This is a genomic window from Flavobacterium notoginsengisoli (genome assembly GCF_042686225.1).
In the GTDB taxonomy this organism is placed as follows: Bacteria; Bacteroidota; Bacteroidia; order Flavobacteriales; family Flavobacteriaceae; genus Flavobacterium; species Flavobacterium notoginsengisoli.
The window spans coordinates 1100925-1113256 of sequence record NZ_JBHUOT010000001.1 but is presented as its reverse complement, the minus strand read 5'-3'; the positions used below and the strand labels follow the sequence as shown (position 1 = coordinate 1113256).

The 12332-nt window shown below is 33.3% G+C and carries 8 protein-coding genes; 3 read left to right on the top strand and 5 right to left on the bottom strand.

Translation table 11 applies throughout. From position 1 onward, the window contains the following. Positions 1 to 104: 104 nt before the first annotated feature. The gene (fahA, locus tag ACFS3A_RS04705; protein ID WP_379824215.1) at positions 105 to 1388 is read left to right on the top strand and encodes a fumarylacetoacetase; all 1284 of its coding nucleotides are present in this window, start codon (positions 105 to 107) and stop codon (positions 1386 to 1388) included. 104 nt (positions 1389 to 1492) lie between these two features. On the opposite strand, the gene ACFS3A_RS04700 is transcribed toward fahA, so the two are convergent. Both ACFS3A_RS04700 and ACFS3A_RS04695 read right to left on the bottom strand, forming a co-directional pair. Continuing rightward, on the bottom strand, positions 1493 to 2677 hold the full coding sequence (locus tag ACFS3A_RS04700) for an endonuclease/exonuclease/phosphatase family protein (protein WP_379824214.1): 1185 nt from the start codon (positions 2675 to 2677) through the stop codon (positions 1493 to 1495). A 214-nt stretch (positions 2678 to 2891) separates the two neighbouring features. Continuing rightward, on the bottom strand, positions 2892 to 3932 hold the full coding sequence (locus ACFS3A_RS04695; protein ID WP_091496906.1) for an agmatine deiminase family protein: 1041 nt from the start codon (positions 3930 to 3932) through the stop codon (positions 2892 to 2894). 184 nt (positions 3933 to 4116) lie between these two features. Here ACFS3A_RS04695 and ACFS3A_RS04690 point away from each other — a divergent pair, with 184 nt between their 5' ends. Continuing rightward, a complete protein-coding gene (locus tag ACFS3A_RS04690) occupies positions 4117 to 5631 on the top strand; it encodes a choice-of-anchor I family protein (RefSeq protein ID WP_379824213.1) in 1515 nt (504 codons plus the stop codon). A gap of 201 nt (positions 5632 to 5832) precedes the next feature. Further along, positions 5833 to 7092 carry an OmpA family protein gene (locus tag ACFS3A_RS04685; RefSeq protein ID WP_379824212.1) on the top strand — a complete coding sequence of 420 codons (1260 nt, stop codon included), beginning with the start codon at positions 5833 to 5835 and terminating at the stop codon, positions 7090 to 7092. Between the two features lie 342 nt (positions 7093 to 7434). Here ACFS3A_RS04685 and ACFS3A_RS04680 read toward each other — a convergent pair whose 3' ends face one another. The 3 genes from ACFS3A_RS04680 to ACFS3A_RS04670 all read right to left on the bottom strand — a co-directional run bounded on the left by ACFS3A_RS04680 (position 7435) and on the right by ACFS3A_RS04670 (position 12287). Continuing rightward, positions 7435 to 8325, bottom strand: coding sequence for a carbon-nitrogen hydrolase (locus ACFS3A_RS04680; RefSeq protein WP_379824211.1), 891 nt, complete (start codon positions 8323 to 8325; stop codon positions 7435 to 7437). Positions 8326 to 8403: 78 nt separating this feature from the next. Continuing rightward, on the bottom strand, positions 8404 to 11664 hold the full coding sequence (locus tag ACFS3A_RS04675) for a YCF48-related protein (RefSeq protein ID WP_379824210.1): 3261 nt from the start codon (positions 11662 to 11664) through the stop codon (positions 8404 to 8406). A 212-nt stretch (positions 11665 to 11876) separates the two neighbouring features. Then, a complete protein-coding gene (locus tag ACFS3A_RS04670) occupies positions 11877 to 12287 on the bottom strand; it encodes a hypothetical protein (RefSeq protein ID WP_379824209.1) in 411 nt (136 codons plus the stop codon). Positions 12288 to 12332 lie beyond the last annotated feature (45 nt).

Here is a 12332-nt window from a genome sequence, read left to right as displayed (position 1 = left end):
TGTTTTTCGTTAATTTCACGCAAAAATACAAAAAAACGTTTGTCAAACTGCTAGATTATGATATATTTGACAAGTAATTTTTCAACAAATAATTAACATTAAACATGCCTATAACCGCCAACGATACCAGTAGAAAATCATGGTTAGAAGTACCAGACAATAGCGACTTCCCTATTCAGAATATCCCTTTTGGCGTGTTTCTTACCAAAGAAAATGTCGTTACAGTAGGAACAAGAATTGGCGATTATGCTATAGATTTAGGGGCTTTACAACAATTAAACTATTTTGAAGGAATAGATTTAACCGATGATATGTTTATGCAGGATACGCTGAATGATTTTATTTCTGACGGAAAAAAAACATGGCGTCTGGTTCGAAATCGTATCGCTGATATTTTTGACGAGAACAATCCGCAGCTTAGAGATTCAACAAAACACCGAGATATTGTTATATTTAAAATCGAAGATGTAGAGATGCAATTACCCGTTTTAATTGGTGATTACACTGATTTTTATTCGAGTAAAGAACATGCTACAAATGTAGGTAAAATGTTCCGTGATCCAGAAAATGCCTTGTTGCCAAACTGGCTCCATATTCCGGTTGGATATCATGGTAGAAGTTCTACAATTGTGCCTTCGGGAATTCCAGTTCACAGACCAATGGGACAAACTTTGCCTGCCGGACATGACACTCCTGTTTTTGGCGCTTCACGTTTGGTAGATTTTGAATTGGAAACCGCTTTTATTACAACTGATGTGAATGTAATGGGAGAAAACATCCCAACTTACGAAGCTGAGGATTATATTTTCGGAATGGTTTTATTGAATGACTGGAGTGCACGTGACATTCAGAAATGGGAATATGTGCCACTTGGACCATTCTTAGCTAAAAACTTTGCAACTTCAATTTCACCATGGATTGTAACTATGGATGCTTTAGAACCTTTTAGAACTAAAGGGCCTAAACAAGATCCAACTCCGCTTCCTTACTTACAAACCAAAGGAAAAAAAGCTTTTGACATTCATTTAGAAGTTTCTTTAAAACCTGAAGATCAAGAAGAAACCATCGTTTCTAAATCTAATTTCAAATATTTATACTGGTCAATGAGTCAGCAATTGGCACATCATACTTCAAACGGATGTCGCGTAAATTCTGGTGACATGATGGGTTCCGGAACTATTTCAGGGCCAACTCCTGACAGTTTCGGTTCTATGCTGGAATTGACTTGGGGAGGTAAAAATCCGTTGAAATTAAATGGCGGAGGTGAACGTAAATTTATAGAAGATAATGATACGGTAATCATTAGAGGTTTCTGTGAAAATGCAGAAGTAAGAATTGGATTTGGAGAAGTTTCAAGTCAATTATTACCTCCATTTATTAGACAATGAAGAGCAGATAAAGAATCATCTGAACACATATAAAAAACAAAAACCTTGGTTCTCGCCAAGGTTTTCTTTTTTCTATAAATCTCAAAACTGAAAGAAAAAATTGTTTATTCCAGAATCGCCTTTACCCAAACCAAACGATGATCAGAACTTGATTCACGTTTTTCAACTAATTCTGACATTGGCTCACCTTTAGCAGGCCAGAACACTCCACTGTTAACAACCTTAAAACCAAATTTTGATGGTAATACATAATCAGCACGCATTCTCCAAAAGGCAGTATGATTAATTCCAAAAGGATTTTTAGGGCTAAATTCAGCACCACCTTTACTTGCAGGTGTAAAGTCACTATTAATTTTCGGATCATCTACTAAAGACTTTATACCTTCTCTAATAGCGTCGCCCTCAACTGCCGAAGCGTTTTGATCGCCCAAAATAACGAATCGAGAATTCGGAGACAAACCACCTTTTACACCTTTATCATCATAAATATACGAAGCAGAATTGTCTGAAATATAGTCTTTCCAGAATCGGATTTCATCATGATTTCTTTTCCCGTTACGATCCTCAGTACCATCAAAAGTAGGAGGAGTTGGATGACTGGCTAAAATATGAACTGTTTCATTGTCAATCTGAACAGGAACATCCCAATGAGATTTTGAAGATAAAGGAAATTCCTTCCACGCTTTCTTGTTATACCAATCTGATCCATCTGCTTTTTTAGTAAGCAACGCTCCTGGCATATCTTTCCATTTAAAATTCTGAAAAGTACGAACCGCCTTAACATCAATAGGATATTTAGACAAAAGCATCATTCCATATTGCCCAGGATACATACCAAACGCCCATGCATCATTTCCAAAATTATCGAACTTTCCATCATTGTTCAAATCGTAAGGACTTGGCTGTCCAGTATTCACTGTTGAATAATAGTAATAAGGATAATCAATAGCAGCTGCTCCACCTTGGCTAACATTCAAATAATTTTTAATAAATGCTTTTACACCAATTTCAGGATCTTTAATATAATCAAATTCGTTTAGCAAAATAATGTCTGGCCTAACAGTTTGAATAATCTGGGCAATATTTTTAATTTGAGCATTATGCCCTGAATTAAGTTGATTAATCAACATCTGCTCCGATTTTCCCATTGCGCCTTTTGGAGAATAATTATCCGATTCCATACTTACATTGTAGGTCGCAAATGTAAGTTCAATTTTTTCTTGCGAATCAGACTGTGAAAAAAGAACTCCGGAAGAAAGCACGGAAAGGATAAAAAATATTTTCTTCATTTAAAATTAAATCTGCATTTCTGCATTATTGAACATACGAATATAAGAAGGTTGTCTGGACACACGATAAATCTGTCTGTTAAATATACAACAAAAAAAAGCTGCCACTTTTGGTGACAGCTTAAATAATATAAGAAAGTCTCTGGATATCTGACAATTCCATCACAGATTAAAAAAATCAAAACTATTACTTTATAATCTGTAGCTACTATTTTTATGCAGGAATCTGCTGACTTAAACAATGCAAAGTTCCAAATCCCCAGATGAAATCAATACAGCTGATTCCGATTACTTCTCTGTCCGGGAAACATTCTGCCAAAATATTCAATGCAACACGATCATTACTGTCATTAAACGTCGGTACTAAAACGCAGTTATTCAGAATTAAGAAATTAGCATAACTTGCTGGCAATCTTAAATCTTCGAAATCTACACGTTTTGGCATTGGAAGCGCTACAATAACAGGCGATTTTCCATTTTCTAATTTTGCATTTTGCAGACGTTTTAAATTATCCTGCAATGGCTTATAATTTGAATCGTTTTTATCTGTTTCTACAATCGTTACAATCGTATCTTCATTTACAAATCGGCATAAATCGTCGATATGACCATGCGTATCATCACCTTCTATTCCATCTCCAAGCCAGATTACATTAGTTACTCCTAAATATTCTTTAAAAACAGCTTCGTAATCTTCTTTTGTAAAACCAGCATTACGAACCTGAATTGTTGGATGCATCAAACATTCTTCAGAAGTCAGTAAAGTTCCTTTTCCATTTACATCAATTGCTCCGCCTTCTACAATTACTGGTTTTCCTTTGTACATTACCTGTGTTAACGGAACATCAATAAAATCGGCTACTTTTCCCGGAACGAATTTATCCAACTGATAGTTTTTATATTTCGCCCATCCATTGAAATTGAAATTTAAGGCTTCTCTTTTCGAACCATTTTTTACAATAATTGGCCCAGAATCTCGCATCCAGCTTCTGTTGGTTTTATGAATGATATAAGAAACGTTTTCAAGATTTACACGAGCTCTTTCAAGCATATCGGCAACTTTTTCTTTCAGTTTTTCATCAGCTACTACTAAGAAAACGGTTTCAAAAGTGGCTACCTTTTTTATAAATTCTACAAAAGCCCATTGAACAGCTTCGTATTTTCCCGGCCAATCGTTGCCATTATGTGGAAAACACAATACAATTCCTTGCTGTTTTTCCCATTCTGCTGGAAATCTTCTATTATTTGTTGACATAAATAGGTTCTAATTTAGAAAGTGCAAAGATAAGCATTCGTTAGGATTATAAAACATTCTATTAAAATTCCTATATAATTTCACAATAAATATCCTGCAAAATTTAAGTTAAAGATTATATAATATGTTCTTAATATTTAACAAAAACGCTGTAATTACTTTTGCCGAAACTAAAAACTAACACATGAAAAAATTATCTATCTCTTTATTAGCTGCTCTTTTTATTATGGCGAGCTGTAATAATGACGAAAATTCCAACAACGAACCTGAAGTTGTTGTTAACGAAAATCCGGCAACTTTTAAAGAAATTGGCTCTATCACAATTGGCGGAGAAGCTGCTGCGGAAATTTCTGCTTACTGCGAAAAAACAAAAAGATTATTTACAGTAAATAATAGTGGTGTTAATCAAATTGACGTTATTGATATCACAGATCCAACAAAACCAATGAAAATTGGAAAAATAGATTTAGCTGCTTACGAAGGTGCTGCAAACAGCGTTTCCGTTTTTGACGGAAAATTAGCCGTTGCTTTAGAATCTACTGCAAACAAACAAGGAAATGGAAAAGTGGTTGTTTTTAACACTTCAGATTACAGCTTAATTAAACAAGTAACCGTTGGAGCTTTACCAGATATGGTAACATTTTCTCCTGATGGAAAATACATTATGACGGCTAACGAAGGGGAGCCAAACACTGATTATTCACAGGATCCAAACGGAACAATCTCTATTATTGAAACAAGTACTTATACTGTAACAACTTTAGATTTCACTTCTTTTGCAAGTCAGGCGGCAGCATTAGCAAAAGATGGATTCAGAATTTCTAAATTCGCTAAGAGTTTTGCTCAGGATATTGAACCAGAATACATTACTATTTCTGATGATTCTAAAACTGCCTGGGTTACTTTACAAGAAAACAATGGTGTAGCAAAAGTAGATTTAACTTCTAAAACTATAACCGCTATTTATCCTTTAGGTCTAAAAGATTATAATACAGCAGAAAACGCTATTGATGTAAGCGATCTTGACGATAAAATTGCTTTTAATCCTTGGAAAGTAAAAGGATTATTTATGCCAGATGCTATCAGTCATTTTTCAGCTAACAATGTTCCTTATTTTGTTACTGCTAATGAAGGAGATGCCAGAGAATACAATGCTTACACTGATATTAAAAGAATGAAAAGTGTAAAACTTGATGCAACGGCTTTTCCTGATGCTACTTTAAAACTAGATGTCAATTTAGGAAGATTAAATCTTGTTACTGATATGGGAGATACTGACGGTGATGGAGATTTGGACGAATTAGTAAGTTTTGGTGCAAGATCTTTCTCTATCTGGAACGGAAATACAGGAAAAATTGTTTACGATAGCAAAAATGACCTTGACAAAAAGGCTAATGCAATGGGACTTTACGACGATAAAAGAAGTGATGACAAAGGTTCTGAACCAGAAGCAGTTTATGTAGCTAAAATGGGAAATCAAAACATTTTGTTTGTTGGTCTTGAAAGAGCAGATGCATTTTTAACTTATGATGTGACAAATCCAAATGCTCCACAATATTTACAAACTGTAAAAACCGGAGATGCACCTGAAGGACTATTATTTATCCCAGCTTCTAAAAGTCCAACAAAAAGAAGCTTATTAGTAGTAAGCAGTGAAGGAGACGGAACTGTTAAAATTTACCAACCAGATTTGAAATAATACCATTTTAACAAATCCTTAAAAGAACAAAATGTGAATTTTGTTCTTTTTTTTTGGTTTCTATTAGGCTTATTTTAACGGATTTACATAATTAAAAGCCAAAAGATGGAAATTATGTAACAGCATATACAACACATTCTAAAATTCGACCTCTAATTTTGTTCATGAGTTTAAAATAAAAACAATTTAATTTTTGATATCATGAAAAAGAAATTAGTATCAGCCTCTTTATTATTACTATCCTTTGCCGCTGGCGCACAAAATATGGCTACCACTTCTACCAAACCAACTGTAGATCAGGAATTCAACAAATGGTCGATAGAACTTAACGGAGGTGTAAACAAACCAACGAGAACAATGACTCCTGGTTATACTACAGAATCTGCAAATTTCTTTCACGGAGATTTAGGTGTAAGATATATGTTTAGTCCAAAATTTGGTTTAAAGCTAGACGTTGGATATGATCAGTTTAAAGAGAAAAAAAACACTCCTGATTTTGAAAGTCGTTACGTAAGAGCAAGTTTACAAGGGGTTGTAAATGTTGGACGCGCTTTAAATTTTGAAACCTGGACAAACACAATTGGTCTTTTGGCACATGGTGGTTTTGGAGTTTCGCAAATTAGTACTGAAACAGGTTTTGGTGGACAAGACTACATGGCGCACGGAATTGCTGGTTTAACTGGTCAAATTAGATTAAGTAACAGAGTAGCATTAACTGGAGACCTTACCGGAATTGTGAACGGAAGACAAAACTGGAACTTTGACGGAATGGGTAATACCACAACCGGTTCTTTCGATGGAGTTTTACTGAATGCTTCTGTTGGTTTAACGTTCTACTTAGGTAAACATGAAAGACATGCTGACTGGGTTGGCGAAGAAGACAGAATTGGTGAATTGGAAAAAAGAGTGGATTTAATCGAAACTGGTCTTATCGATTCAGACAAAGACGGAGTTGCTGATTTATACGATTTAGAACCAAACAGTATTGCCGGAGTTGCTGTTAACACAAAAGGACAATCTATTGATACCAATCAAAACGGTGTACCGGATGAGTTAGAAAGCTATTTAGATAAAACGTACGAAAAGAAAGGAAGCGGAACTGCTACAAACAATACTGTTGAAGAATTAATCAATGGAGGTTATGTAAATGTTTATTTCGACTTCAATTCGTCTAAACCAACAAACGCTTCTTTATCTGGTGTTGATTTCTTAGTGAAATATCTAAAAAATAATCCAGGAAAATCTGCTGATATTATTGGTTATGCTGATGAAATTGGAAACACAAATTACAATGTTGAATTGTCTAGAAAAAGAGCGGAAGCTGTGAAAAAAGTAGCAGTAAATGCAGGAATAGACGCTTCAAGATTGAATGTAATTGCTAACGGAGAAGATACTTCTGTTAACAAAAATTCTAAAGAGGCACGTCAGATCGTGAGAAGAGTTACTTTCCAGGTGAAGTAATACCTATAAAGCTAAAAACGAGAAAAAGAGCTGTTTCATTTTGAAACAGCTCTTTTTTGTTTAAAATAGAACTGCCTAAAAAAAATTTATAAGAAATAATTGTTGATTAATGCGCAATTGACATAAAGCTTCGGAGAAACGATATATTTATAGCCATGAAAATACATTTACAAGATAAAGCTCCAGCGGAGCGACATATTTTTGCAATCTAATTTATGTCGCTCCGCTGGAGCTATTTTTCTTTGCTTAATTGAAATTCTATAAATATATCGCTTCTCCGAAGCTTGCAAAAAAAAAGAGCTGTCTTTTCAGACAGCTCTTCCCTATATCATTTCAATCAAATTATTTATCGATTGCTCTTTTTGTAATATCTCCAAAAGCATCAATTCTTCTGTCTCTGAAAAATGGCCAGTTTTGACGAACATTTTCCTGAAGATCTAAATCAACCTCAGCAATTAAGATTTCTTCTTTATCATGAGAAGCCTGAGCTAAAATCTCTCCTTGTGGTCCAGCAATAAATGATGCTCCCCAGAATTGGATTCCTTCGGTTCCTTCAATGTATTTTTCTAAACCAATTCGGTTGGCAGCTGCAACAAAAACACCGTTTGCTACGGCATGACCTTTCATTACATTCATCCAGGCACCATATTGATTTTCTCCGTATTGCTCTTTTTCTTTTGGATGCCATCCAATTGCAGTTGGATAAAATAAAACTTCTGCTCCTTTAAGTGCTGTAATACGAGCCGCTTCCGGATACCATTGATCCCAACAGATTAAAGTTCCAATAGTTCCCTTTTTAGTTTCGATTGCCTGAAAACCTAAATCTCCTGGTGTAAAATAGAATTTTTCGTAGAAATGAGGATCGTCCGGAATGTGCATTTTACGATACAAACCTGCTTCTGTACCATCTGTATCGATGATATAAGCACTATTATGATAAATTCCCGCCATTCTTTTCTCGAAGAAAGGAACAATAATTACTACTCCTAATTCTTTTGCCAATTCGCTAAAAGCAACAAAAGAAGTACTGTACAATGGTTCTGCTAATGCAAAATTATCTACATCTTCGCTTTGGCAGAAATAATGACTGCTATATAGTTCCGGAAGTAAGATTACCTCTGCTCCCTGACTTGCAGCATCTCTTACCCAGCTGATACATTTCTTAAGATTATTTTCAGCAACATCATTCAGATTTAACTGAATTACTGATATTTTATATTTTCTTTTCGGCATGACATAAAATTTAGAGTGCAAAAATAATACTTTTTAAAGGAATTTTAGAATTTATATAAATGACTCTTCGTATTTTTTCTATTTAAGAATGACTTTTTTATTGATTATTGCATTATTATCTAAAATGAATTGCAGGTAATAAACTCCTGTAGGGTTATTTGAAAGATCCAATAGCTTCGAATCTTCTAATTTGACATTTTTTTTATGAGAAATCACCCTTCCTGATTGATCTATAATTTGCAAAGAGATTATTTTGTTGTTTTCATTTAACTGAACATTTACAGTTCCGTGAGTTGGATTTGGATACAATAAAACATCTTTTTCATAATTAAAATCATCGGTACCTAAATTTCCTGTCATAAATGATAAAACATCTGAATATACAAAAGTACTTCCGCTAGAGGCTTTTATTCTATAATAATATTTTTGATTAGGCAGAAGATTTTCAATTTTTACATTAACAGATGAAGTACTAGTTCCATAAAAATACGATGAATTTACCGGCACAGATAATCCAAAATTTTCCGTTGTTCCATACTCAAATACTACATTGGTCAAAAAATTATTGGCCGGATTTACAATACCTTTTAATTCAACAGCATTATTTTGACTATCATTTACTTTTTCAGGAATTAAAACTATCTTTCGCGAATAATTCAATACTTCTGTATTACTATAAATTACCTTATCTCCATGTAATGCTTTTATTCTGTAAAAATATATTTTGGTTTTATCTAAATTCGTTAATTCTGCAGCAACAAAACTTCCATTTCCAACTAAAACTTCACTTACTGTAGCCGGTATACTTTTTTCAAAATTTGCTAGCCCATATTCGAAAGTAATATTCGAAATATTTTTATCATTTGCAATAATATAAGCATTCAGAACAGCTCCGTTTAAAGTTTCATTTGGATAATACAGAGATATCTCATAGTCTGATTTTGTAGTAAAAGAGACGAAATCACTATAGATGTTATTCCCATTCTGAACTGCTTTTATTCTAACATAATAAAGTGTTTTTGGCTTCAAATCCGACAAAACTCCAGAAATACTTTCTGTTGTATTCGCTTTAACAATTGTACTGTTTTTTAAACTAAGTTCTGAAAAATCCAGTTTGGTGCTGTACTCGAATTCAATATTTGAAATATCGCCTTCATAAGATAATACTGAACCAGAAGCAACTCCGCTCGAAGCCGTAAAATCACTTATTGGATTTATCGTAATTTCATAATTTGGTGAGGTTGTAAAATAGGAAGATTCACTATAAATCGTACTATTATTACGAACGCCAATTATTCTATATTGGTAATATGTATTTGGGGTTAAATCCCAAACTGGAATCTTAAAATCTAATGTTGAGTTTGAATTTACTTTATTCGGTTCTAATTCCACTGTTTTTATAATAGAATTATTTTGTAAAACCTCTATTCTAATATTCTCAATGTCTCCATCATTTGCTATAATACTTCCCGGCAAATTAGCAAATCTGTTTTTTACATCAACCGCAGGATCTAATTGCAGATAATACGGTTTAAAATCAATCTGACTTTTCATTATTTTACCATTAAGCCCCGCTAAATAAATATCTTTATCAATAATGTAAATACTCTGAAGATTAGTAAAACCTGTTATAAAATTGATATTCTTTTCCCAGGTTTTTCCTCCGTTATCTGTTTTAAACAACTGACCTTCTTCATCCAGAATATAACCAACGCTAGTAGAAAAAAACTTTACGTAATTATAATATTCATAAGGAATACTAAGCTTTTCCCAGTTTAAACCACCATTTTTTGTTTTATAAATTAATGCATTTGACCCCACAATATATCCGTTATTGATATCTGTAAAATCAATTGACTGCACATTTTCATCACCCGTAAAAACAACAGACCAATTGTAACCTCCGTTAATTGTTTTATATACTTTTTTATCATAAAGATTATGAGCATACGCTACATTTTCATTTAAAAACTTCATGTTATAAAAACTATATCTGGAGCGTTCTTCCCATGTATTTCCTCCATCTGTACTTTTCATAACTTTCGGCTGATTAAAGCCTCCGCTTATATAAATTGTTTGAGGATTTATTACAGTCATTGTATTAATTCCTTCATCAATAACATCTTTTAACATCACCCAGGTAGCTCCTCCATTTGTTGTTTTAAAAAACTGTCCTCCGTAACTTCCTCCGGTTGCGGCGTAACCATTATTTTCATCGATAAATTTATAAGTCCTTACAGTGTAAAAGCTTTGTTCGTTAATCTCTCCTACAAAATTCCATTTTTTACCGGCATTTGTCGTTTTATAAAATGAATTACCAACTTGTGCATAGCCAATATCTTTAGTTAAAAAATCGAGCTTATTTATACTATTGTAGGTAGGCGAATTTTCGGTCCAGGTTTTCCCACCATCCGTAGTTTTTACAATTCTACCTCTTTGACCCGTTGCAAATCCTGTATTTTGATCTAAAAAATGTATTCCGTACATATGAGTATCCGCAATTCTCCCATTTTGAAAACTTACCCAATTCCAGGTTAATCCTCCGTCAATAGTTTTAAAGATAACTCCATGTTCACCTGCTGCATAACCTACATTTTCGTTCAAAAAAGAAAATGAAAAAAATGCATCACCTATATTATTAATCGGAGTCCAGGTTTCACCTCCATCTATTGTTTTATATAAATTATCATGTTCTCTTGTAGCAAAACCAATCTTTTCACTAATAAAATGAATTGTATAAAAATCAGACGGACTAGAATTTGAAGTCATAGTAGCATACCAACTGACTCCACCATCTGTAGTTTTTAGCATTGTTCCGTTTTTACAAGCGGCATGACCTGTCAAATCACTCGTGAAAAATGTTTTTACAACAGTTCCTTTTGATATTTCTAAACGATTCCAAGTAGTTCCTCCATCCTGAGATTTAATTAAACTATTTGAGCCTGAAATTATAATTGTATTCGTATTGATAACATTTACGGTATTAATGTGATCATAAAAGCCTGTATTTATTTGTTTCCAGGAAGCTCCTGAATCAACAGATTTTAATACATAGCCTGAATTTCCCACTATAAATCCAATATTATTATAAAATTTCAAATCGTTACCGCTAACGATATTCTGTTTTTTCGTCCATGAAGCGCCGGAATCTGTCGTTTCGAGTATTTCGGTATCAGTTATTATGTACCCTGTATTATTGGATACAAACTGCACATTTTTGCCCGTTTTGAATGTAGGTGTAGGATTTAATAATTCCCAATTTTGCTGTGAAAATATATTTAAACTAAATCCAAAAAATAAAATTAATGTTAGCGACCAACAGTGTAAAGTTTTTACCATATAAATAGTTTAAGCAGATTTAAATAATAATTTCAAAAATAAGATTTTATTACATGCAGAAAAACTTTGTTAATTTAAACTTGAATTATTTTTTTACAACTACTTAAAAAATAGAAACAGTGCCTTAAAGAAAAAACCATTTCACATCAGTTTAAAACAAAACCTCTGTAAAATGGCTTATCAACCTAAAAAAATATCAACTAAAGTAGTTGCTATTCGATTACAACTTTCTGAATTAAGAATTCAGTTTCTGATTTTTTGAATTTGATTTCAATAGTTCCTTTTGCAGTTGCTTTGAATTTATAAACTGTTTTTTGAGGTTCCGGTACTTGTTGAGTACAAACTTCTGATGGATATTTTGCAATTACTTGTAAACCTTTTACATCTCCAATTGTTACTTCTGAGATTTTATCGAATTGTGCACAAGCGTTATCAACCGTGTAAGTTACATCATAACTCAATTCGTCATTTACTTTTCCGGTTGCCGGTCCTTTGATTTCTGTTACTAAAGCAGCTTTTGTAGTTGGAGTTGGTGTTTTTTCATCGTCGTCATTACTGCATGAAACAAATGCAATTGATAAAAATAATACTACCAAAACTGATTTTAATCTAAAACTTTTCATACAAAATAATAATTAATTGTTAATTACTATGAAGACGTGCCTTGG